15 protein-coding genes and 4 pseudogenes are annotated in these 24,733 nt (G+C 57.2%); 12 read left to right on the top strand and 7 right to left on the bottom strand.

Annotation, left to right across the window (positions count from 1 at the left end; all coding sequences use genetic code 11):
- The first annotated feature begins 344 nt into the window (after positions 1-344).
- From J5289_RS19225 to J5289_RS19210, 4 genes are all read left to right on the top strand, one after another.
- On the top strand, positions 345-1,181 hold the full coding sequence (locus J5289_RS19225) for a glycosyltransferase family 25 protein (protein WP_209186818.1): 837 nt from the start codon (positions 345-347) through the stop codon (positions 1,179-1,181).
- A gap of 735 nt (positions 1,182-1,916) precedes the next feature.
- Entirely contained in the window at positions 1,917-2,366 is a 450-nt protein-coding gene (locus J5289_RS19220) for a hypothetical protein (RefSeq protein ID WP_209186817.1), read from the top strand.
- A gap of 114 nt (positions 2,367-2,480) precedes the next feature.
- On the top strand, positions 2,481-2,660 hold the full coding sequence (locus tag J5289_RS19215; RefSeq protein WP_209186816.1) for a hypothetical protein: 180 nt from the start codon (positions 2,481-2,483) through the stop codon (positions 2,658-2,660).
- 220 nt (positions 2,661-2,880) lie between these two features.
- Positions 2,881-3,912: an ABC transporter substrate-binding protein gene (locus J5289_RS19210; RefSeq protein ID WP_209207968.1), complete on the top strand. Its 1,032-nt coding sequence runs from the start codon at positions 2,881-2,883 to the stop codon at positions 3,910-3,912.
- A 522-nt stretch (positions 3,913-4,434) separates the two neighbouring features.
- On the opposite strand, the pseudogene J5289_RS19205 reads toward J5289_RS19210, so the two are convergent.
- Positions 4,435-4,783 (bottom strand): annotated as a pseudogene (locus tag J5289_RS19205) (transposase domain-containing protein); the annotation flags it as partial.
- Positions 4,784-5,033: 250 nt separating this feature from the next.
- Positions 5,034-5,647, bottom strand: a pseudogene (locus J5289_RS19200) (C39 family peptidase).
- Positions 5,648-6,890: 1,243 nt separating this feature from the next.
- On the opposite strand from J5289_RS19200, the gene J5289_RS19195 reads away from it, so the two are divergent.
- From J5289_RS19195 to J5289_RS19185, 3 genes are all read left to right on the top strand, one after another.
- Complete coding sequence (locus J5289_RS19195) at positions 6,891-7,328, top strand: VirK family protein (protein ID WP_209186814.1); 438 nt, start codon at positions 6,891-6,893, stop codon at positions 7,326-7,328.
- A 234-nt stretch (positions 7,329-7,562) separates the two neighbouring features.
- Positions 7,563-8,822, top strand: a complete 1,260-nt coding sequence (locus J5289_RS19190) for a cytochrome P450 (RefSeq protein ID WP_209207969.1) — start codon at positions 7,563-7,565, stop codon at positions 8,820-8,822.
- A 274-nt stretch (positions 8,823-9,096) separates the two neighbouring features.
- On the top strand, positions 9,097-11,214 hold the full coding sequence (locus J5289_RS19185) for a S9 family peptidase (RefSeq protein WP_209207970.1): 2,118 nt from the start codon (positions 9,097-9,099) through the stop codon (positions 11,212-11,214).
- Here J5289_RS19185 and J5289_RS19180 read toward each other — a convergent pair whose 3' ends face one another.
- Entirely contained in the window at positions 11,215-12,294 is a 1,080-nt protein-coding gene (locus J5289_RS19180; RefSeq protein ID WP_219276603.1) for an IS630 family transposase, read from the bottom strand.
- 248 nt (positions 12,295-12,542) lie between these two features.
- Positions 12,543-13,541: pseudogene (locus J5289_RS19175) on the bottom strand (IS5 family transposase).
- A gap of 96 nt (positions 13,542-13,637) precedes the next feature.
- Between J5289_RS19175 and J5289_RS19170 the strand changes: the two are divergent.
- Both J5289_RS19170 and J5289_RS19165 read left to right on the top strand, forming a co-directional pair.
- Positions 13,638-13,769 (top strand): annotated as a pseudogene (locus J5289_RS19170) (IS5/IS1182 family transposase); the annotation flags it as partial.
- Complete coding sequence (locus tag J5289_RS19165) at positions 13,739-13,963, top strand: hypothetical protein (protein ID WP_209207698.1); 225 nt, start codon at positions 13,739-13,741, stop codon at positions 13,961-13,963. The pseudogene J5289_RS19170 and the gene J5289_RS19165, both read left to right, overlap by 31 nt.
- 307 nt (positions 13,964-14,270) lie before the next feature.
- Here J5289_RS19165 and J5289_RS19160 read toward each other — a convergent pair whose 3' ends face one another.
- The 3 genes from J5289_RS19160 to J5289_RS19150 all read right to left on the bottom strand — a co-directional run bounded on the left by J5289_RS19160 (position 14,271) and on the right by J5289_RS19150 (position 18,848).
- On the bottom strand, positions 14,271-15,044 hold the full coding sequence (locus J5289_RS19160; protein ID WP_209186525.1) for a cyclase family protein: 774 nt from the start codon (positions 15,042-15,044) through the stop codon (positions 14,271-14,273).
- A 779-nt stretch (positions 15,045-15,823) separates the two neighbouring features.
- Positions 15,824-17,257 carry a Glu/Leu/Phe/Val dehydrogenase gene (locus J5289_RS19155; protein ID WP_374108609.1) on the bottom strand — a complete coding sequence of 478 codons (1,434 nt, stop codon included), beginning with the start codon at positions 17,255-17,257 and terminating at the stop codon, positions 15,824-15,826.
- 172 nt (positions 17,258-17,429) lie between these two features.
- Complete coding sequence (locus J5289_RS19150) at positions 17,430-18,848, bottom strand: short-chain fatty acyl-CoA regulator family protein (protein ID WP_209207696.1); 1,419 nt, start codon at positions 18,846-18,848, stop codon at positions 17,430-17,432.
- Positions 18,849-18,975: 127 nt separating this feature from the next.
- Between J5289_RS19150 and J5289_RS19145 the strand changes: the two genes are divergently transcribed.
- The 3 genes from J5289_RS19145 (at position 18,976) to scpA (ending at position 24,728) form a co-directional block, all read left to right on the top strand.
- Positions 18,976-20,508 (top strand): acyl-CoA carboxylase subunit beta, encoded by a 1,533-nt coding sequence (locus J5289_RS19145; protein ID WP_209207695.1) that lies wholly within the window; start codon positions 18,976-18,978, stop codon positions 20,506-20,508.
- A 75-nt stretch (positions 20,509-20,583) separates the two neighbouring features.
- Complete coding sequence (locus J5289_RS19140) at positions 20,584-22,587, top strand: acetyl/propionyl/methylcrotonyl-CoA carboxylase subunit alpha (protein WP_209207694.1); 2,004 nt, start codon at positions 20,584-20,586, stop codon at positions 22,585-22,587.
- A complete protein-coding gene (scpA, locus tag J5289_RS19135; protein ID WP_209207693.1) occupies positions 22,587-24,728 on the top strand; it encodes a methylmalonyl-CoA mutase in 2,142 nt (713 codons plus the stop codon). The genes J5289_RS19140 and scpA overlap by 1 nt, the downstream gene beginning before the upstream one ends.
- Positions 24,729-24,733 lie beyond the last annotated feature (5 nt).

The raw sequence follows: 24,733 nt of genomic DNA, 5'->3' as shown, positions 1-24,733 counted from the left end.
AAGCAACATTGGCGTCTGATATAACGAATGAACAAAGCGAGACGGAAAATTTTACCGATTTTCCATAGGAAAACAGGACATCACAAATGACCACGATACAGCTCGCATTAGCGGCAACTATATTTCTCTCGTGGCTGTGGGTCACGCTGTACGCAGTGAAGAGGAACATCTTAGGGATAGACAAAGCATGGTAACTACGCAGTCTGTCTAGAACACCTTTCGTCTATATTTGTGAGCGAACGCGATTGATGCCAACGGCGTTGCACTGCGAATAGCACAGGCGTAGACGCCTTCGCATGTGCCGGTAAAAGGCTGTGCAATTGCACAATATTTTTTAAGAAGCGATGTCCCCGCAACATTTGGCGATTTACCTTATCAATATTGATCGCGCCGCCGATAGGCTGGCGGAGATGAGGCGGCAGAGTGCCGAATTTTCAATTGAACTCAATCGCGTCGAGGGCGTCGATGGGCAGGTCCATCCGAGTGAGGACTGGATCGATGTCGATGTGCGTCTCTTCCTAAAGCGAAATGGGCGGCATATTTTGCCGGGGGAATATGGTTGCTATCGCAGCCATCTGCTTGCGCTCGAGCGGTTCCTTGCCGGCGGTAGAGACGCGGCGATCGTCGTTGAAGACGACATCTTGCTCGACGATACGTTTCTAGCGCGAGCGGTTTCCGCCATGAACGCTGCTCCAGATGCCGACGTGATCAAATTCGTGAACCATCGGTGGAAGGGCTTCCGAACTTTTACCACAACCGCAGAAGGCGATATTCTAGGCCGCTGCATATTTGGGCCACAAGGCTCCACGGCAGGCTATCTGGTAACGCTTAGCGGGGCGGCAAAGATAGTCTCCAAGTTGCGGATCATGTCTTTGCCCTGGGACGTTGCTATTGAACGCGGGTGGGACAACGGGACATCCCTTTACAGCACTCGGTCCAATTTGGTCGGGTTCACTCGCTTGCGAAAGAAGACGATGATCGGCAACCGTGAGACTTATTTCTCTGCCAAACTGCCTACCTGGCGCCGGATCCCTGCACATTGCTTTCGGACGATGGATTTTTTTCGGAGGTTGCATTATGTGCTTGTCCAATCCCGGACGTCCAGATGCAACATCATTGACGCTTTCAAGGGCCGGCGTCTCGTTGAACGGTTTATGATCGCTTTGACTTGGCACCGATAGGCAAACGTTGAGGGCATTTATGTCACGCTGGTGCCAGCCGAGTGGCCATAACAATTTGCGTCAAGTTGACCGAACCGAGCGCGTGGAACAGTTCGTCGCTGATCGATCTCAAGGCTCTGGTAATGCAGGCTAAAGGTGACCGAGATCCCTAAGATGGCCGACTGACCCAGTCGGCCTTAAGCCAACATATTGCACATCCCAATTCCGCGGGTCTGGTTCGGTTTCATCGAACAAGCACAGTGTAGATATTGTTCATGCAACCATCCAGGGGTCCGCGAGTAATTGTGGGTTATGGCTGAAATTAATCAAAGAATACCAGCGGAGACCGATCACTTTTAAATCTGCGTTCAATACAATTATGCAGCGTCGTCGTTGACCGGTGCTCGTAGATTTCATTGCGCTCCCCCGTGGCGGCGGTATACGATTAGGACTCGAGCCTCTGAAATTTCTATTAACGGCGGGATTTAGCAGCTTTCAATCGTAGGGATCTAGACCGCAACATTTCTCAACAACAAACGACACACCGCAATAGCAAAGCGGCGCATACAGATCACGCTGGCCCATCCAAGGCCTGACCAAAGGGCGAGGCGCCCCGCACCTGAACAGAGTGGGCGGGGCTTCCAGGTTCAAGCTTAAGCTCCATGAACCAAAGTCAGAGCCACCCTCGGATGCTCAGAGCCTTAGCAGATTGACGAAGACATCAATCTCTTTGGAGATGCAGTCAGGAGTATTCGCATGGCGAAAGTTTTCAAATTGATGCGACGGCGTCCGGTTATCGTTTTTCTGCCGGCAGGCAGGTCAGCCGCTGTGGTCTCGACGCTGGTATCGAACCGGTTCCAGGTCTCTGAAGTATGCTCCATTCCACACCTTTTCGACGCTGTTCGATCGGGCCGGTTCGCCGCTGTAGTCACCTTGGACACCTCTATCGCCCTCGTCCTCGCGATCGGGTCAATAAAGGTTATGGATGCCAACGCCTATTTTGGCATATCGAATGCCAAATCGACTTTCGACGCTGTAGGGTTCTTGAAGCGGATCACCGTGTTGGTCAATGCTGACGGAAGACAAGACACTCCCGTCGGCGGCGGCACACTGAAGAATCGCTTGGGGAGGATCTCGGGCCGTCCACTCGGTCGGCTGTGGAGCGCACTGATCCTCGGTGGCCCGCGGCCCCGAGATCCCAGCTAGCGGCAATGCCTTTTACCCAATTCATCTTGCCGAATAGACCGCCGGCGTGTGCTCTGGCGGCCGGCGAGGTAAAAGGCGCGTGTGAATTCGTTGAGCGACACAAGGAACAAAAAGATGAAGGCGATGATCAGCCCGGGGACGGAGGAGATATTTGCTGGGCAGGTAGACAGCTTTTCCACCGGCAACTGCCCGCGTGGGCTTTCGGAATACCTTCGTGGCGATCTTGGGATGCAAAAAAGAGAGAAGCTCGGCAAATATGCTGCTTTACGGCAAAAATACGACAAAAATTCATAGCAGTCCGCGATCAAAAACACATATTTAGTCTAATATTTACAGAGACCTAGGGCGTCACAAAAACATCATTTGGCACATCACGGATTTGTGATCACGGTCGGTCGAGACCTCAACGAGAGATAGCCGGAGCAAGTACGACACCCAATTGTGACAGCTTGGCCCGGCCAATGAGATACTTGCCCGGTTAAACCTGAACGGAAACCGAAACCAAGGAGCAGACATGAAACGCAGGACTTTTCTGATCGGAACGACGGGTGCGATATTCGGCGCATCCCTCAACGGCATCCCGTCGGCGATGGCGCAGGACGCCAAGCCTGAAAAGACCGACGTCTCTATCGGGGTGGGCGGCAAGCCGCTGTTGTACTACCTGCCGCTGACGATCGCGGAACGCAAAGGCTTCTTCAAGGAAGAGGGACTGAACGTCACGATCAACGATTTTTCGGGCGGCTCGAAGTCTCTAGAGGGCCTCGTCGGCGGGTCGCTCGATATCGTCGCTGGTGCCTATGAGCACACGATCCGCATGCAGAACAAGGGACAGGATATCGTCGGGATCTGCAATCTCGGCCGCTTCCCCGGCATCGTCATCGCCGTGCGCAAGGATCTCGCCGGCGAGATCAAGTCGATGGCCGACATGAAGGGGCGCAAGGTCGGCATCACCGCACCCGGCTCCTCGACGGCGCTGATGTTCCAGTACGCAATGCTGAAGAGCGGATTGAAAGCCGACGATGCCTCGCTGATCGGGATCGGCGGAGGTGCAGCGGCGCTCGCAGCCTTCAAGAGCGGTCAGATCGATGCCATATCGCATGTCGATCCTGTCATCGCGCAGCTGCAATACGACAACGACATCGCCATTCTCCTCGATACGCGCACAGAGGCCGGCACCCGGTCCCTCTTCGGCGGCCCTAATCCAGCTGCGACGGTCTATATCAAGAAGGAGTTCACTGTCGCCAATCCGGTGACCACGCAGCGCACCGTCAACGCATTCATGAAGGCGTTGAAGTGGATTGGGCAGGCCAGCCCCGAGGATGTGGCCAGCGTGGTGCCAACGGAATACCAGCTGGGTAACCGCGATCTGTACATGCAGGCGTTCAAGAACTCGAAAGAGATGTACTCGCTGGATGGTCTGGTCACCAAGGAAGGCTACGACTCGATGATGGGCGTGCTGAAGACGCTCGATCCAGGACTTGCCAATGCCGATGTTCCCTTCAGCAAGACCTTCGATCCGACGTTCGCAAAAGCTGCGAAGAGTTAACAGGCGCTGTGGTTCACAAGCAGGAACTCCTCGTTGCAATCACGGAGAAACAAACATGCAAGGAAAGACGACCCCAGATCTAACGGTACAGCACTATTGCTTAAGGCAAACAATGGACGGTGAGTCAGCAATTTCATTCGAGCCCGACAACTCCGTCGGGACAAACATCGAATGGGGAGAGGAGATAATAATGTCACCTGATAGTGACCGATACAGACGAACGGTCAGGCAGTCTCTTCAAGCAATCTGGTTGGACTATAGCGCGACGATCAGGATGAGACGCCGTGAAACTGAGAGGTCGCTTTGATTGTCGTGAATGAACGGGCCTGTTGCGTTGGCGTTTTGGCCTCTATGGCGAAACGCCGCCGATAGCTTGGCATCGTAAAAAAGGCCAGCGAAGGACGCTATCCGCAGATACCTCTCATGCTCAGGCATTTTTTCCCAAAGAGTCATCGCCGCTACGCGCAATTCGCGATGGTGGCCGGAAGAGATCTCGTGGCCACTGACGAGTATCTGGCGACCTCACTGTGAGGCCTTGATGTGGGCGGCATAGGCCATCAAGGCATCGATGTCTTTGGCGAGGTGGCCGTTTGCGAGGCGGCTGAAGAAGTCGCAAAGATAGGCGTAAGGTTCAACGCCGTTCATTTTGCAGTTGCCGATAACACTGGCAAACCGAGCCCAGTTGCGGCCCCCTTCATCGTGCCCTGTAATGGCCGGGCGGCGGATCGCGTTTTCCACCAGGTTGGTGTCAAGATCGACATGGCCGTCGTTCAGGGACAGACGGAAGCCGTCCTGTGGCGTCAGCACATAGGCCAAGCCTTTTCCGAGATCGGAGTGGGACGCGCGCGGCCTGCGTTGCCAGCCAGGTGAAACAGTTGCTTTCTCTCAACGCTCAATCCAAGCAGATTTCGCCGGAAATCGAGCTGAGAAGCCCCGAGCCAGAACAGACAAGCTGAAATGCTTCCGGCTAAGGCACCTCACGCTAACAGCTGAAAAACAGCAGAAACACTCATAAAATCAATTATTTATCGGACAATACACAAGGGTGATTTATGGAACTTTGAGATGTGCTCCGCACATTTTTCTCGTTAGTGCTCCATGCTTAATCACCGCCTCCAACTCTACAAACTCACGGCGATCCCGCGACCGGCGAAGAACTGATCGAAGACGTCGAGCGGCAGGACGACGTCTGTCTGGCTGGCTCGATCATGGCCGGATGGATTATGAAAGCAGACAGCTTGCGGAGAGGCTGACGTTATCAGCACCAGATGGCCGCCCTTTGAGGGCGGACCCTGATCGGGCCAGCGGATCGAGTGATGCACCGATGCGATAAAAAACTACCAGCGCGATAGGAGCTTCGGAATGGCCACCACCTCGACACCTGTCATGATTTCGGCTTTCAGACCGAAACGGATGGAAACCAGTTCGACAAACGGCGCGTAGATCAGTCCTTTGATGGAGGCTCCGTCTTCACTGACGACATAGCCGCCATGCTGGGTGCAAGCGCGGGCAAGATCAAGCGTGGGGTGAGCCTCGCCCCGCGTTGCGAGGATCATTTTCAGGCATGCCATACCGCAAAGATTGGGAGCCCAACGAGCGTACTCCTCGACCGTTTGCGCTCCAGATTGCTGCCAAAGCGGATCATCCAGCAGGGCTGCGGCTCCCTTTGCAACAACAGGCAAGTCATTTCGGGCGTTTCCCACTGACTGAAATACGGCACGTTGTTCGTTGGCATTCCCATCCTACTTCGTCTAGTTCGCCGGCAGCGGCTACCTTCCACCCGCCTTGGCTCTCACGAACGGAAGAATACCGATTTTTGCAACGCAATCCAGAGCATTAAGCCAGCGCACTGCAGGTCGGGCTATATCTGATGATGTCCTTATTCATATTGGGTTTTAAAGGTTCGAACTTTGCAGTTCGGGTTTTGTTCGAGTGTCCGCCTTCGGGAATCGAGCCGTCGACCGATCCCGGACCTCAAGGCGGCTCACCTGTTTACGGTCTCTGATAATGTCCATGGCTACAACACCGGATATATTGACGTCGATATAGCGAGTGCTCTTCCATATTCCTCATCCGTACAAGACGGCCTTCCTCGGATGCGTACGATTCCTCTTTAGATCGGCCTCGAACTGCTCAATCGTTACCCCATCTACACCAGCTGCGCCTCCGTTGGATCGCACCTGCAGATAAGCTTCGTACACCTTCTGCTTACTGATATTGAACAGTTTGCCTTGTATATCCATCAACGTCATCCTGTTGCCAGTTGTGTTGATAATACGACCACCTGATCCGACCTATTCGCTCCAGCTCCATTACGAGCCTTCATCGCTACTACAAATCGGTCCGTCCCAGTGCCCCGCATCGGTACTCTCGCCTTACGGTCTTCTCCGCTTGTGCTTCTCCCTTTGCATCGGAGCGACTGTTTCTGCAGTTCCGCGACAACGCCTGCATCCGCTTCACGCCCCCTCAACGCCGGTCGCCGCTTGCCCGGTCACCAGGCGTCTGACAGCTGATCCCAGAGAGACGACACACCTCTGGTTTGACGACAGGTTTCACGTTACGACGCTTCATCGGAAGGTTCATTTTCATTCGTTTCTTGGATGCCAGACGAGATTGGCCAACAATATGTATTAGGGCAGAAATAAGGCGATCTTTTTCGGCCCAACATTACACGGCAAGGAAATACTCTCACAAAATCAGTAAATTAGGCCGTTATAAAATTTTCATTTGCCAGATCACGGGTTTGTGATCAGGGTCTGCACGTAGCCCATGATTTGCGTTGGTGAAATATGCAACGAATAAAAGTCCATTAACGAATGGTATTGGGCGCCTAAGTCTTGCTTTAGGGCTTCTGGCATCACGATCAAAGTTAATACATCCTCATCGGCTTTCCGCTGAGCGCAGTGTAAAGTTATGTAATACCAATCCATTTGACGCCGCTTATCGAGCCATGCGCCAAGAGTTCCAAGGAGTAATGCATGAAGCGCCTCTTCGCTATTTTCCTCGCGGCCTTGCTACCCGCCGCAGCGGGTGCAACCGAGCATCTCCAAGAACCCCTCGCCCTGCCAGCTGTTATTCGTATGCTTGGTAAGGGGCAGCCGGTCGCCGTCACCGTTGATCTCAGTCTTTGCAGCCCAGTACCAAACGGTGCAAAGCCGAGCAAAACACGCGGTGGATTACGGATTAACGCTTTTAGATTGACGGACGATGGGACGCTTGCCTTTGCTGACGAGCATATGACCATCGATCTCGATGGAAAGCCGATCGTTCAGTTTTTACGATACAAAGTCCTCCCAGACAACAGCGCTCAATTCTCTATGACTGTGTTTAGCCTTCCCGCATACGAACAAAAGGGTACGACACTCGAATTTAATTGTGCATTGGACCGTGGATTAAGTTTCTTCCCAACGCGCTAATGTGGGCGCACTTAGATGTTGGTGGGGTGACAGCCATATGTAATGATCCAGGGAAATTCGCGCCAAAGTCGTTGCGCGCATTGTTTCACGCGTGTTTCCCGCCAGTGTTGTCATCACGCAATGCAACACTTCTGCCGTAGCTAAAGAACAGAATGCCCTGCTGAAGCGCCGGATGTGTCTCGCTGGCTGGCCGAAGTTTGGGCGACGGGTGGACCGAATTAAAGGTATTGATGAATGAATCTGAACAACTCCGCAGAGCGCGACCCGAACTTTCGAGTTCCGGTGCTGCCCATTTCAACCCTGAGTTCGGACCCTCATGGCGTCTACCGTCACTACCGAAAGGAGATCCCCTTCATCTTGTCGGAAGCGGGGGTATATCTCATCTTGCGTGCCAACGACGTTCTCAGCCTGTGCAGCGATGCTAAGACACGTCAGGTAGAAACAGAGTTGGTCACCCTGCGCGGTGTTGAAGATGGACCGATCTGGGAATTCGTGCAAAACGGGATGCTGACGTCGAATGGGGATGTTCATTTGCGCAGACGATCTCCCCTGACCAGGACATTCGCCTTCAAGATGATTGATGCATTGCGACCTCTCATTAGAGAGACTGTTGCACAGATCGCAGATGCCGTAGCGCCCGATGGTGGCATGGATTTGCTTGAGGACTTTGCCGCTCTTATTCCGGCCAAGATCATTGCGTCGATCTTAGGCCTCCCCCAGGACGATGTGAATAGATTTACAGAGATCGTATACCGCTTCAGTCCGCTCCTGGGCGGATCTTGGCGTGCGCAAGATGTACCGCAGCTTCAACGAGCAGCCGGCGAGCTAAGATCATATGTTGCCGACGTCGTGGCTAGGCGCAGTTATAAAAAGAACAATGACTTTGTGAGCAGACTTCTTTCCGATGTGGAAAGCGACGGCTCCTTGTCCGCCGAGGAAGTGATTACTCAAATCATGACTTTGATAGTCGGTGGTAGCGACACCACGCGATCTGCCATCGTCATCCAGCTCGCAGTGCTTCTCCAGCATCCTGATCAATGGAATGCAGTTTTGAAGAATCACGACCTGGTTCCAAAGGCCGTCGTGGAATGCCTGCGTTATGAGCCCGCGATAGGCTCAGTTCCGCGCGTCACCACCACCGATATCGAGTTAGACGGGATGCTCCTCCCCGCCAATAAAGCTTGCTCCCTCGTGACCATGTCCGCCCTCAGAGATGAGCATCTGTATAGCGACCCTGATCGACTGGATATCACAAGAGAGCAATTGAAATGGCATCCGGTATTTGGCGCTGGAGCACACCGTTGTCTGGGCGAAGCACTGGCAAAGGCTGAGCTGGAAGAGGCATTGACCGTCCTAGCAGAGCGTTTTCCGACCATCAGAGCCGGTGGTGCTTTTCCAAAGGTCAATGGCTTTTCGGGCATACGAACAGTTCAAAACTTTCCCGTGACTTGGGACGCAGATCGGCATCGAAAGCGCTGGACACGAACTTCTTAGCAAGTTTTGCTTCGAACCGTTCTTGGCTCTGATAACAGTCTTGGATTGTTCGGCGTCTCTGATCGGGTGGTGATGCCAGCGCAATCATCGCGGCGTGCATTATGTGCCATAAAGCAACAGCGTTCCAGCTTTTCTCCCGCGATAAGCGGCTGGATGCGCGCCCTCACGCCAACAAACTAAGGCGAAGGTTTTAGCATGGCTGCGAACGCGTCAAGCCGCAAACTATGTCGGTATGTTCTCTTTAGCCCAAATCAGGTGAGATAAAGGGTCTTCAATGAAGCTAGAATTTCCTCTTACGGCGTCGCTCCTTACAGCCGTGACCCAGTCACCGAAAGAGGTGGACATTCAGGCACTGCGCCTTCGCTCGCCCATCGCTCCAACGACGAATACTGCCGAATTCGGCAGTCCGATTAGCCCTTCTGACATCATGCAGTTACACGACATGCGTCATCTGGAAATGTCGCCTGATGGTAAGACAATATTGTTTGTCGTTCAACGGCAAGTGGCGACCTTCGGCTCTGACCAGCAAAGGATATGGTTCGTGCCGACCGACGGCAGCGAGCCCGCGCGTGAGCTCCTCAACGGTGCTGGTGTTGACAACACACCGCGCTGGTCTCCTGACGGTGAAATCATCGCGTTCCTGTCGAACCGCAGGAGTAAAGGAATGACGGGAACTGATATGTCGACCGCAGGAAAGCCCGACGCATTCAGCCGGCCTGAAGGCCAAACCGACGCATCGCCGCCAGCTGTTTTAGACGCCGAGGGCAAACAGACCCGGCAGCTCTGGAAAGTTGGGCGCAATGGTGGCGAACCAGTGCCGCTCATCGCAGTGCCATGTGACATTACTGATTTCGCATGGTCGCCAGACGGGACAAAGATTGGCTTTCTAAGTGCTGATCCAGATACACCGGAGGAAAAGGCAGATCGTGAGGCCAAGCGTGACTGGGTCGAGATGGACAAGACTGGTCACATGACCCGCCTTTGGATCCTGGATCTCTTGAACCACAAGGCGCGACCTGTCTCGCCAAAAACTGTCAACGTCAGCAAAATGGCGTGGTCTCCGGATGGAAAGCGCATGGCGGTCCGTATCGCGGATACCAGCGCGATCAATGATTATTTTTATCATTCGCGGATCACCACTTTTGATTTCCAGAACGGCACATTCGGCAAGACGCTCATTGAACATGCCGCGGAAGGCCCGTTATGGGCACCCGACGGCACTGCCATCCTCGGTTCGGAAATTCTTACGCCGGGCTTTATTGGCACGGCCCCCCGCGTTTACAACGTTGCGACAAATACACTCATAAAGCTCGCCGACGACCACGCGGGGTTGTTGACTCGGTTGCAATGGGCTGCGGATAGCCGCTCCATCCTCGCCTTGTCATTTGAGGAGACGCAATCCAGATTAGTGAGAATCGCAGCGACCGGGAACGGGCGTGTCACGCGGCTTGCCACTTTGGAAGGTGAGGCTTTCGACCTCACGACTAGTCAAGATGATCGCCTCGTCGCGGTTGCGCTGTCAAGCCCTGAGCGACCTGCCGACGTTTGGACCATCGCCGGCAAACAGATCCGTCCAATCACAATGATCAACCCGCAAGTCGCCCACTGGAAATGTGGCAAGGTGAGCCAAATATCTTGGACCAGTAGCCATGACGGAAAGCGGATCTATGGTGTCCTCGTTACGCCGCCGGACTACACCCCTGGGAACCCGATCAAGACAGTCATCCAAATTCACGGCGGTCCCGAATGGGCGTGGTGGGCGGGGTGGCTTGGGAGCTGGCACGAATGGGCGCAGATGCTGGCGACGCATGGCTATGCCGTATTGCTACCCAATCCGCGCGGCTCGGACGGTCAAGGCACGGCCTTTGCGCGAGCGATTGGGCATGACTGGGGCGGAATGGACTATCAAGACGTGATCGACGGCGTTGACATGCTCGTCGCAATGAAGATTTCGGACCCTTCGCGCCTCGGCATCGGCGGCTGGAGCTATGGCGGGTTCATGGCGGCCTGGGCGGCGACGCACAGCGAGCGCTTTAAGGCAGCAGTGGTCGGTGCTGCTCCAACCAACATGACTACGATGGCGCGCATTACCGACACGCCCGACTACACCACCGGTTATTTCGGCGAGCCATCCGCGCACCTTGCTGATCTAGATAGGGTATCGCCCGTGCGAATGTTGGAAAACGTTCATACGCCAGTGCTGGTACTGCACGGCGAGGCAGATACGCGAGTGCCGATAGCGCTTGGTCTGGAGTTCTACCGAGCACTAAGACTTCTTGGCAAACCCGTTAAGATGATCAGCTATCCGCGGGAAGCTCACTGGTTTAGCGAGCCTGAGCATCAGGCCGATATCCAGCGCCGCGTTCTCGATTGGTTTGATGCCTACCTCTAGCTAGTGGATGGAATCTAACGCTTGGTGCCCGCGTTTAACGGCGGCGATGATTTTGTCGGGATCGGCGGTCCAAGTGAAGGGCTTTGGCTTTTTGTTGTGCTCAACGAGGAAACGGTTGATGGCGGCCTGGAGATCGACGACGGAATGGAAAACGCCGCGTTTCAGACGCCGCTTCGACAGCCTGGCGAAGAAACCCTCCACCGCGTTGAGCCATGAGCTTGAAGTCGGAGTGAAGTGGAAGGTGAAACGCTCGTGACGGTCGAGCCAGGCTCTCACCTTGGGATGCTTGTGGGCAGCATAGTTGTCGAGGATGACGTGGACGGCCTTGTCGTCCGGCACCTGGGCGTTAATGGCGTTGAGGAAGCGGATGAACTCCTGATGACGATGACGCTGCATGTTGCGGCCGATGACGGTGCCGTCGAGCACGTTGAGGGCGGCAAACAGCGTGGTTGTGCCGTGCCGCTTGTAGTCGTGGGTCATGGTGCCGAGCCGACCCTTCTTCATCGGCAGGCCCGGCTGGGTGCGGTCGAGCGCCTGGATTTGGCTTTTCTCATCGACCGACAACACGACGGCGTGGGCTGGCGGATCAACATAGAGGCCGACAACGTCTCGCAGCTTGTCGACGAATTTCGGGTCGTTGGACAATTTGAACTGCCGCCACCGATGAGGTGCGAGGCCATGCGCTTTCCAGATACGCCTGACTGCGCTGGCGCTGATGCCGGCGGCCGTCGCCATCATGTCGGCCGTCCAGTGCGTCGTCTCGCCCGGCGGATCAGCCAGCGTCAGGGCCACCACACGCTCGGCGACATCGGGTCCGAGCCGCACAATACGCGACGGCCGCGTCTTGTCGCGCAGGAGACCCTCGACGCCTTCTGTGGCGAAGCGCTCTTGCCAGCGCCATACGCAGGTCTTCGATTTGCAGGTCTGGCGCATAATCTCGACAGTCCCGACGCCATCGGCACTCAGCAGGATGATCTCGGCCCGCCAGACGTGCTTTTGGGGCGCATTGCGATCCCTGGTCAAGGCCATCAGGCGTTGGTGATCTGTTGGCGAAACGGTGAACGATATTCCTGTGCGCATGCGCCAGACTCGCATGCCAACCCAGCAAATGGAATCCCATACAGGACTCTTATGTCAGGCGGTAACCACTAGTCGCGACTAATACTTTAACAAATAGGCGTTCGACTGCATTCCCTCGGGCGCCGTCAACGCGTTAGTTACACGGCGGGAGGCGTATGAATTATTAATCGCTCTACAACGCTCACATCCTGATCGGCGTTGGTGCAGGGATCAGCAACAGTGCGAAATTTGGTCTTTGATGGCCTTACTTATTTGCCTTCTCCTGTCAAGGCTTGGCGACGAACGGATTTCGCGCGTCCGCAAGCAAGCATTCGGTTCAAAATGGCGACGCCGCTTGCAGCCTCTGTCTGTTGAGAAAGGAATGACCGCGCACGCAAACGCGGTCCAATTATGCGTTTGTATCGACCCATCGCCGTTTCGATCAGCGCCCGTTTACCATAGCCAGTGGACGTCTGCCATTTCAGCCGACCATCAATCCGGATGGATGCGATGTGGATCTCTCTCTGGCAGGACGGCTGGGCGCTGGGCCGCGCAACCGCGTTTGAGCGCGGTGGGATGACGACCCCTCGCGCCTGCGCTGTGACGCAGAACAGCGTCGTAGGTGGGAGTGCCTTCGTAGGCTCCATCGGCGATGAATTGGCCGCTCCCATCATCGATCTGATCAAGCAATGGCTCCAGCTGCGAGGCATCGCCGGTTTCCTGATCTGTCGGGCCATGGATAATTATCTCGCCACTGTCGGCGTCAACCGCCAAGTGCAGTTTGCGCCAGCCACGCCGGGACTTTGCCCCATGCTATTCTTCCAGCCATTGGCCCGCGCCATAGACCTTGAGCCCGGTACTGTCCACAAGCACGTGAAGGGGGCTAATTGCCACAGACTTGTGGTCGTTGCTTCTGGCCGATGGCTTCCAGGTACTGGCCCTCCTGCTCAGCGTGGTGTGATCGGGCACAGCCAAGTCCAGCGCCATCATTTCTAAAACAGAGTTCAAAAAACCCTCGCTCTGGCGCAACCGCAACCCAAACACCATTCCCAGCATGAGCGTGGTTTCGATGGCCAGATCAGTATAGCGCGGCTGGCCACAACGCGTCTTGCGACGTGGCACTGCCCAGCCCGCCAGCGCTTCCGGCGTTATCCAAAGAGTCAAAGTGCCCGGCGGCGAAGACACGCTTCATACTCTGCCCAGTTCGTCACTTTGAACTTCATCTTACCGATATGATGGCGGTGCGCGGCGTTATCTTTGTGCGGCATGTTGGATCAATCAACCTAGTTTCGATCCTGGCCGCATAGATGCAAAACATTGACATCTGGTCCGTGCACCAATTCTGGTCTTAACCTGTTCGATCGCGTTTGCGCGCTCGGTCATTCCTTTCTCAACAGACAGAGGCTGCAAGCGGCGTCATCATTCTTAACCGAATGCTTGCCTGTGGACGCCCGAAATCTGTTCGTTGCAAGATACCGACGATAGCAATGAAATAAGCGGCCTATCAAAGGCCGAATTCCGCTCAAATGATAATCCACGCGCCAACGCCTCCACAATAGTGAATGAAGCCCAGGAAGGCGAAGGTCTCGGGTTTTCGCGCGCCACGTCACTGCCGACTCAAAGCCGCGAACCGGCCAAACTCGATCAGCCGCGTCTTGCGTTCGTGAAGCGCCACGCTAAAACTGCCTAATCGCTCCTTGAAGAGCGAGAAGCACTTCTTCCGCATCATCCTTCTTGTCGAAGCCAATAACGAAATCGTCGGCATTGCGCACGATCACAATTCGGCCGCGTACATAGCGTCGACGCCATTGACGAACTCACAGATCGAGGATGTAGTGCAGAAAGATGTTGGCGAGGAGCGGGCTAATGCCAGCTCCTCGCGGGGTATCCGCGTAATTTCCCCACGAGTCTCCATCATCGAAAAGCGCTGCGTCCGCATTGAAAAAACAGCCCCTGCTTGCAGCCGGCTGTACCGAGGCCAAGCAAGAGGAACGCTTTCAATCAAGTATAGCGACTGCTCGTGTCCATCCTGCCGATGCCGCCCGGATTTTTACCGGGAAGCAGGCGATGATGAATCCCGTCGCAGGCAGCTTTTCAAGATTGTGAAGCTTTTCGAGATGGCAGTAACCTATTTCGCGCCCGGCCTTGTGCCCCTCCCAAATGAGGTTTGCGTCGCCACTTTCGGAGTATCGTCCCGCCGTTTGGACGAAAGGCGCGTCCCAACTCCAGGCGTCGGTACCCGTCACGCGTACACCGCGTTTTGTCAGATAGAGCGTCGCCTCGCGCCCCATCCCACAGCCTGATGCGACGTAGTCAACATGTCCGAAGCGTTCGCCCGCGCGCGTGTTTACAACGACGATATCTAGCGGCGAGATAACATGGCCGATACGCTCCAGTTCGGCCTCAACGTCAGCAGCTGATGCCACGTATCCGTCAGGGAAATGCCGAAAGTCGAGTTTGACACCGGCTTGAAAGCACCACTCTAAGGGAACCTCGTCTATCGTGATAGCGCGGTGCCCCCCGTCCATCGTAGACGCATAGTGATAAGGTGCATCAAGATGCGTGCCGTTATGCGTCATGAGATTTACCCGCTCTATGGCCCACGCTTCCCCATCTGGAAGGTCGCCAGCCGTAAGCCCCGGGAAAAATCCGAGCAATCCCGGCAGCGCTGCCTTGTGGTCAATGTACTCGATACTTGGTCCATACCCAGGGGGATCGGACATCACATCGTTTTCTAGGCAGACCGAGAGGTCAACTATTTTCCGTTTCATACGCCAATCTCCACTATCGCTAATTAACTTGCAATTGCAACATCTTCCGCCGACAGTTCCTTTCCGCGGCACTTCGCTCGACATGCGTCGGTTGCGTGATACCGACCGGCACCCGTGTTTCTTCCTGGTCGAACTCACGACCAGTCAGCGCCTGGGCTTTATGAATTGCCGACAGTGGCGGTATCACAGGGTGATGGCATCCCCGGCAATAACACAGTCGCTGAGTTGCTGTCTGATCTAGCTCTGGCCCAAGGGATCGGCGCCGATGAAGACGATCTCTTGCCGACGATCTCCTCAACTGTATCAAGAGAACATTCCATCGCCTTACTCTCGCCACATCGCCTGGCCAGCGGTTGCGCGCACTGCCGACCGCCACAAGCCCATTCTCGAAGTTCACACCATCGCGGCCGCTTGGCTGATTTTCCGACATGCTTCAGTTGCATAGCAAACCAGAAAATTCTTTCAACAACCACACCACGGGCCATCAAGAATAGCCTGGAACTTGATCGGATTGAAAGTGCGCTTTTCGCGGTCGAGAAACGATCGGATGGCCGCTTGCGTTCAGCGCGCCGATCGTCTTCGCGCACGTGGCGTTGCCGCGGATCGCCGCTCCCTTTGCGGCAGCCTACCCAGAGGTCCAGCTCGTGATAGTCGCCGAGGACCGAAAGAGCGATCCGTTGAGGACGGATACCAGCTGCACTTTACCTGCGTGCTGCCACGTAGTCGGTTTCCAGGCAGAAAGGCGGCTGGCAGTGGCACAGCAGCCGCCTTATGCGATGTCAAATCCCGATAGCCTGATAAGATTCAGCGATCTTGGTGAGGGATATGAGATAGGCAGCCGTCCGGTAATCGGTAACCCCAGGATGGGTGCGGAGAACCTCCGCCATTTTGTCGTAGGCGTTCCGCATGATGTCCTCCAGACCCGACCTCACGAGGTCGATCTCGCTCCCGCCTTCGAGGAAATTATCCCGATGGTCGGCGGGGAACGACTGGCCCGTCATCGTCTCGAGGACATTGGTTATCTGATGGTTGCGACGCTCGCGCCGACGTCGCTCCATCAGGCCAAACGGGATATGGGTGATGTTCTTGACCCACTCGAAATAGCTGACAACGACGCCGCCAGCATTGACGAAGAGGTCCGGAAGGATAACGATGCCGCGCTCTAGAAGCTGCGCCTCGGCCTCGAACGTCGTTGGCCCGTTCGCACCCTCGACTATAAGCCGTGCTTGGATGGCCCCTGCGTTTCGGGCGTTGATGGAGCTCTCGATGGCGGCAGGAATGAGGATGTCGAAGGGTCGTATCAATCCTTCGGATGCCCGGACGTGGCTTTCCGCTCCGTCGAAACCGAGGATGCTGCCTGTCGCACGCTGATGCGCCTCCACCGACTCGACGGAAATCCCCTGTGGGTTCCAGAGATAGCCATCATGCTCGATGATGCAGACGATACGCGCGCCGTCCTCCTCGCTGAGGAACTTCGCGGCGTGGTATCCGACGTTCCCGAAGCCCTGGACTGCGACCGACATCTTCGATAGGTCGCGGCGGCCGTCGATGCCCGGAGACGCTATGTCACGGAGATAGCTCTGAATCGCGAACTGGACACCCCTTCCCGTCGCCTCCGTCCGCCCGGCTATACCCCCGCGCGACAAAGGCTTTCCGGTCACGCAGGCATTCGCGTTGACTATGTCCGAGGGACCGGTGCGCTTGTATTCGTCTGCGATCCAGGCCATCTCGCGTTCCCCCGTCCCCATGTCCGGAGCCGGGACGTTCCGGCCTGGGCATATGAGACCTCGCTTCGCGAGCTCCTGTGTGAAACGGCGCGTGATGCGCTCTAGCTCGTGCGTCTCCCAATCTTTCGGATTGATTTTCAACGCCCCCTTCGATCCGCCGAAAGGAACATCGACGAGCGAGCATTTCAGGCTCATCAGGGCGGCCAGGGCCTCGACTTCTTCCGCGTCAGAATCCATCGAATAGCGGATGCCGCCCTTGGCTGGCTCGACGTGCTCGCTGTGGACCGAACGCCATCCTGTGAAGCTGAACACCTTTCCCCGGAGGCGCACGCCGAAGCGCACGGTGTACGTCGAATTGCAGGCCTTGATGCGCTCTGCCAGCCCTTCTGGCAGGTCAAGTAGCGCGAGCGCCCGATCGATGTAAGCTTCAACGCTCTCAAGGAAGTTCGCCTGAGGAGCTGCGGAACTGAGGGAATCCAATTTGATCTCCGATGCTTGGTTTCAGACCCGGCCGCGCGGCACCGCGCTAGCATTTCCCCTTGTGGGGATGCGATCTGATTACCCGGTTTTCGGAGCGGTCTCTTTTGCAGGACGGACTGGAGTTTCACAGGAATGACTTAGTCGTGACGGCCTCGCGGCGCGGGCCACGGCCGCCCGATCAGGTTTCCTCGATTGCGTAGGGAAGGACCGCGCGAATGTCGTGGTCGACATGGAGCCTTCTCATCAAAGGCGGCACGGCGCGCTGGGGACACTTCACCCGCTCGCAAATCCGGCACGAAATCCCGATTGGCTCGAAGTTCGTCCTCGACGACAGGTCGAGATCGTCGGCATAGACGAAGGCATGGGCATACGAGATTTCGCAGCCGAAGGCGATCGCGTATCGCGGCTGGGGACTGTGATACCCGGCACCGGTCTTCGAAATCTGGGTGGCCAGACAGAGATACCGCACTCCGTCGGGGGTCTCGGCAACCTGCCGAATAATGCGGCCCTGAGCTTCGAAAGCCTCGTGTACGTTCCACAGCGGACATGCTGCACCGAACCTCGCGAACTGAAGCTTGGTGGAGCTGTGGCGCTTGGTGATGTTCCCCGCCCGATCGATCCTCGCGAAAAAGACCGGAACGCCCTTGTTGCCGGGTCGTTGCAGGGTGCTGAGACGGTGGCAAACCTGTTCGAGGCTAGCTCCGAACCGCGCCGCCAGGAGATCGAGATCGTGACGCAGCGAGCCGGCCGTCGAAAGGAAGTCGCCATACGGAAGAAGCAAAGCGCCCGCGAAATAATTCTGCAGGCCGATCTTGCAGATGTCGATGGCCTCCGCCGTACGGAAATTCGCTTCTTGCGCGATTTTGCCCACCAAGTCTCCGGCGTGAAGCTGTGCGACCTGAAGCGCGACTTGGAAATCGCGGGTCGCCGCGGGCGCGTAGCGGTTGACGTGGAGAACGCCTTCAGCGCGGTCGAAGACACGCAAAGCGCCCTGCTCGAGGTCGGACCGTCTGACCTCCACGCGGAACCGATCCTTCAGATATGCCGATAGCGCCGGATAGCTGTCGCCTACGCCGATCCCCAGCTTTTCGGAAAGCCCCTCTGCTTCCATGTCGAGGCTATGGATATAGTTGTCTACGAAATGGAAGAAGTCCCTCACCTCCTCATAGGAGGTGGTCTCCGCCAGTGACGTCGACCTCCCGAGGCTGTCGCTCAGGCTGACAAGCTGTTCGCTGTTGCGCTTGTACCCCTGATGCGCCCGAATGAACGCCTTGGCCAAGGTCGGCGCGCTCTGGGTGATCTGCTTGAGCTCCTGGAAACTCGGCGCGAGGTTATCGAAGAGCGGGTCGGTCAGGGCTTCGGTCAACGCGGACAGAAGCCGATCTCCCTCGCCTGATGACAGGTCGCTCATGTTAATCTGGAACTTTTCAGCCAAGGCGACCAGCACCGCCGCCGAAACGGGGCGCTGGTTGTTTTCGATCTGGTTGAGGTAGCTGGTAGATATGCCGATACGTTCCGCGAACTGGGCCTGGGTGGCTTTGTTCCCGTCGCGAAGTTCTCGCACCTTGCGTCCGATGAAAAGCTTACCAATGGCCATGTTTGCAACTTCGCAAAAGTGAGTTTGCGTTTTTATAGTTTACACATGCGTGCCCGTTCAAGTGTTTTGTGGAACTCCTCGTTCGTCTACATGCAGAGCAAGTTTTGTGTCGTGACCTGGAGATTTTATGAGAACCGTTCTTGAGCAACTTGAAGCGCGCCGCGCAGAAGCGAGGCTTGGCGGAGGCCAGAAGCGTATCGACGCCCAGCACGGCAAGGGGAAACTGACGGCAAGGGAGAGGATCGAGGTTCTTCTCGACGAAGGCTCCTTCGAGGAATACGACATGTATGTCGTCCATCGCGCGGTCGACTTCGGAATGGCCGGGCAGAAGGTCGCGGGCGACGGTGTCGTTACGGGTTGGGGAACGATCAACGGACGCCAGGTCTACGTCTTTTCGCAGGACTTCACGGTTCTTGGAGGCTCGCTTTCGGAGACCCATGCCCAGAAAATCTGCAAGATCATGGACATGGCGCTGAAGAACGGCGCGCCCGTCATCGGCTTGAACGACTCCGGAGGCGCGCGTATCCAGGAAGGTGTCGCATCACTCGCCGGGTATGCCGACGTCTTCAAAAGGAACGTCGAAGCTTCCGGCGTCGTCCCGCAGATTTCCGTCATCATGGGCCCTTGCGCCGGTGGCGCAGTCTACTCGCCGGCGATGACCGACTTCATCTTCATGGTGCGAGACAGCTCGTACATGTTCGTGACCGGACCCGATGTGGTGAAGACCGTCACGAACGAGATCGTGACGGCGGAGGAGCTTGGCGGTGCCAAGACCCATACGACGAAATCCTCCGTCGCGGACGGCGCGTTCGAGAACGACGTAGAAGCGCTGGAACAGATTCGCCTGCTTTTCGACTTCCTGCCGCTTAACAACCGGGAAAAGGCTCCTGTACGGCCCTTTGCCGATGATCCGGCAAGGCTCGAGGCGAGGCTCGACACCCTCATCCCGAATTCTTCGAACAAACCATACGACATGCGGGAGCTCATCTACGCGGTCGCCGACGAAGGCGACTTCTTCGAAATCCAGGAAGCCTTCGCGCGCAACATCATGACCGGGTTCATCCGCATCGAGGGTCAGACGGTCGGTGTCGTCGCCAACCAGCCCATGGTGCTGGCCGGATGCCTGGACATCGATTCCTCGAGGAAGGCTGCCCGCTTCGTGCGTTTCTGCGATGCGTTCAACATTCCCATCCTGACCTTAGTCGACGTACCGGGCTTCCTTCCGGGCACGTCCCAGGAATACGACGGCGTCATCAAGCACGGTGCAAAACTGCTTTTCGCGTACAGCCAAGCCACCGTCCCGATGGTGACCTTGATCACGCGCAAGGCCTACGGCGGTGCCTACGATGTCATGGCGTCCAAGCATATCGGAGCCGACGTCAATTACGCGTGGCCGACCGCGGAGATCGCGGTCATGGGCGCAAAAGGCGCTACCGAAATCCTATACCGCTCCGAATTGGGTGATCCCGCCAAGATCGCCGAGCGCACCCGCGAATACGAAGAGCGCTTCGCGAACCCCTTCGTGGCGGCCGAGCGCGGCTTCATCGACGAAGTCATCATGCCCCATTCGTCCCGTCGACGCATAGCGCGGGCATTCGCCTCGCTTCGGAACAAGACCGCGGACGTCCGTTGGCGTAAGCACGACACCATTCCACTATAGCCGCTCGGAAGCGATTTCCGACCAGCGTTCAGACCAATATCGACCATCCACATGGCAGCTCGCCCGGGATAGACAATGTTCAAGAAGATACTGATAGCCAACCGTGGTGAAATCGCCTGCCGCGTCATCAAATCCGCGAAGAAGCTCGGGATCGCGACGGTCGCCGTCTATTCGGACGCCGATGCCGAGGCTCTCCATGTTCGTATGTCGGACGAGGCCGTGCATATAGGCCCTGCCCCGTCCAGCCAGTCATACATCGTCATCGACCGCATTCTCCACGCCATCAGGAAAACCGGAGCCGACGCTGTCCACCCGGGCTACGGCTTCCTCTCCGAGAACGCCGCCTTCGCTGAAGCACTCGAGAAGGAGGGCGTCGCATTCATCGGGCCTCCCGTCGGCGCGATCCATGCGATGGGAGACAAGATAACGTCGAAGAAGCTGGCCGCCGAGGCCGGGGTCTCCACCGTGCCTGGACATATGGGACTTATCGAAGACGCTAACGAAGCGGCGCGGATTTCCTCGTCTATTGGCTATCCTGTGATGATCAAGGCCTCCGCCGGTGGCGGCGGCAAGGGCATGCGTATCGCCTGGAACGACGAGCAAGCTCGTGAAGGCTTCGAGGCGTCGCAGAACGAGGCCAAGTCATCGTTCGGTGACGACCGCATCTTCATCGAAAAGTTCGTGACCCAGCCGCGCCATATCGAAATCCAGGTCCTCGGCGACAAGCATGGGACCGTGCTGTACCTTGGTGAGCGAGAATGCTCGATCCAGCGGAGAAACCAGAAGGTCATCGAAGAGGCCCCGTCCCTGTTTCTCGACGAAGCGACGCGGAAGGCGATGGGCGAGCAGGCGGTGGCGCTGTCGAAAGCCGTGGGCTACCATTCCGCAGGTACGGTCGAGTTCATCGTCGACGGGAACCGCAATTTCTACTTCCTCGAAATGAACACCCGCCTCCAGGTCGAGCATCCCGTGACCGAGCTGATCACGGGCATCGATCTCGTCGAGCAGATGATCCGCGTGGCGGACGGCGAAGCGCTGACTTTCGGCCAGGAAGACATCAAGTTGAACGGCTGGGCAGTAGAAAGCCGCTTGTACGCGGAAGACCCTTACCGCAACTTCCTGCCGTCCATCGGCCGCCTTTCCCGTTTCCGCCCGCCATCCGAGGGCACCAAGGCTGACGGTACGATTGTCAGAAACGACACGGGCGTTACCGAAGGCGGGGAAATCTCGATGTACTACGACCCAATGGTAGCCAAGCTCTGCACCTGGGGTCCGGACCGGATCACCGCCATCGACGCCATGAGCGAAGCGCTAGACGACTTCGAAGTGGAGGGTATCGGTCATAATCTCCCGTTCCTCTCTGCCGTCATGCAGCACCCCCGTTTCCGCTCTGGCCAAATAACGACCGCTTTCATCGCGGAAGAGTTCCCTCAGGGATTCTCCGGCGTGACCGCCGACGAGGTCAGCGCGCGTAAGCTTGCTGCCGTGGCCGTGTGGATCAATCACGCGATCCAGCAAAGAGCGGTCAGGATTTCGGGTACGATCGGAAACCATCAAAGGGTCGTCGGCCACGACTGGGTCGTGCGATTTGCTGGTAGGTCTTTCGAGCTGTCTATCGACACCAGCACAGTCAGGTCGACTGTCACGTTTTCCGATGGCGCACAGATTGGGGTGTCCTCCGACTGGATGCCGGGGACGACACACGCACGCTTCACCGTCGGCATCGAAGAGATCGGGGTCAAGGTCGCTCGGGTCGGCAGCGGTATCCGCCTCCGCTGGCGCGGCGTGGACGAGGTGGTCCATGTCCGCACGCCCCGCGTCGCTGAACTGGCGGCCCTGATGCCGATCAAGCTCGCGGCCGATACGTCGAAGCTCCTCCTGTGCCCTATGCCGGGCATTCTGACTTCCGTTGCAGTCAAGGAAGGCGACCAGATCGAGGCGGGCCAGTCGCTGGCGACAGTGGAGGCCATGAAGATGGAAAACACCCTGCGCGCCGAGAAACGGGGAACCGTAAAGCGGATCGCCGCGTCGGCCGGGCAGAGCCTCGCCGTAGATGAAGTCATCATGGAGTTCGAGTGATGTCGACCGAGAAGACCATTTCGGACTGGCAGGCCCTTGCCGAACGGGAGCTGAAGGCTCCTTCCGAAAAGCTGACATGGCGAACGCCCGAAGGCATCGACGTCAAGCCCCTCTATACGGCTGACGACCTCGCCACCGTCGGGCATCTGGACTCCCTCCCAGGATTCGCGCCGTTCACGCGCGGGCCGAGGGCGACGATGTATGCGGGCCGACCGTGGACCATCCGCCAATATGCTGGTTTCTCGACAGCCGAGGCTTCCAACGCCTTCTACAGGAAGAACCTAGCAGCCGGACAGAAAGGCCTTTCGGTCGCCTTCGATCTCGCGACGCACCGCGGCTACGACAGCGACCATCCGCGTGTCGTCGGCGACGTCGGCAAGGCGGGCGTCGCGATCGACAGCGTCGAGGACATGAAAATCCTGTTTGACGGCATCCCGCTCGAGGAGATGTCGGTCTCGATGACGATGAACGGCGCGGTCATTCCAATTCTCGCGAACTTCATCGTGGCGGGCGAGGAACAGGGCGTGGACCGCGCCTTGCTCTCGGGCACTATCCAGAACGACATCCTCAAGGAGTTCATGGTCCGTAACACGTACATCTATCCGCCGGAGCCTTCGATGCGGATCATCGCCGACATCATCGAATACACGGCCAAGGAGATGCCGCGCTTCAATTCGATTTCGATCTCCGGCTATCACATGCAGGAAGCCGGATCGACCCTAGTTCAGGAGCTGGCCTTCACGCTCGCCGACGGACGGGAGTATGTCCGCGCCGCCCTTGCGAAGGGCCTGAGTGTCGACGAGTTCGCAGGTCGACTGTCGTTCTTCTTCGCGATCGGGATGAACTTCTTCATGGAGGCGGCCAAGCTCCGTGCTGCCAGGCTCCTCTGGTCGCGGATCATGTCCGAGTTCGAGCCCAAGAAGCAGTCGTCCCTCATGCTCCGGACACATTGTCAGACGTCGGGCGTTTCCCTCCAGGAGCAGGACCCTTACAACAACATCATCAGGACGGCATACGAGGCGATGTCGGCAGCGCTCGGCGGCACCCAGTCGCTCCATACAAACGCGCTCGACGAGGCTATCGCGCTCCCGACCGAGTTCTCCGCCCGTATCGCCCGCAACACACAGCTGATCCTCCAGCACGAGACAGGCGTGACCAAGGTCGTCGACCCCCTCGCCGGATCATATTACGTCGAGAGCCTGACCGCCGAACTGGCAGAGAAGGCATGGGAACTAATAGAAGAAGTTGAGGCTCTGGGTGGGATGACGAAGGCCGTCGCCACCGGTATGCCGAAACGCCTGATCGAAGAAGCCGCAACCCGCCGTCAGGCTGCGGTGGACAGAGGCGAGGAGGTCATCGTCGGCCTCAACAAATACCGTCTCGAGAACGAGGACCAGATAGACATTCTGGACATCGACAACGCCGCTGTCCGCGTGGCTCAGATCAAGCGGATCGAAGATACCAAGCGGCGGCGCGATCCCGGCGCGGTCCAGGCCGCTTTGTCGAAGCTCAATAAGTTCGCCACCGACCGCAGCGGCAACCTACTTGCCGCGGCAGTCGAAGCCGCCAGACAGCGCGCGACTGTCGGCGAGATTTCGGACGCCATGCGCGCGGTCTTCGGCGACCACTCCGCCGTTCCCGAGGTCGTCGCCGACGTCTACGGGGCGGCATATGCCGGTGACCCGGAATACACAACACTCGTCTCGCGCCTCGGCGAATACGCTAGGGAACTCTCCGCCAAGCCGAAGATCATGGTCGCCAAGCTCGGGCAGGACGGACATGACCGGGGTGCGAAGATCATTTCCTCGGCCTTCGGAGACATAGGCTTCGAGGTCTTGGCCGGGCCACTGTTCCAGACGCCAGAAGAGGCGGCCGACATGGCCGTGAAGCATAAGGTGCAGGTCGTCGGAATGTCATCCCTCGCCGCGGGACACAAGACGCTTGCGCCGCAGCTGATTGCCGCGCTCAAAGCACGGGGCGCTGAAAACATCATCGTGGTCGTCGGCGGGGTCATTCCCAGGCAGGACTATGAATTCCTCATCGAGCACGGCGTCTCGGCAGTCTTTGGACCCGGCACGAACGTGCTCGAAGCGGCGCGCGCCATTATCGATCTCATGCAGGGCAAACTGCGCAATCAGTAGGAACC

This window comes from Rhizobium sp. B230/85, from assembly GCF_019355735.1.
In the GTDB taxonomy this organism is placed as follows: domain Bacteria; phylum Pseudomonadota; class Alphaproteobacteria; order Rhizobiales; family Rhizobiaceae; genus Rhizobium; species Rhizobium rhododendri.
The sequence above is the reverse complement of the archived record's forward strand: the minus strand, read 5'-3'. Positions and strand labels throughout refer to the sequence as shown.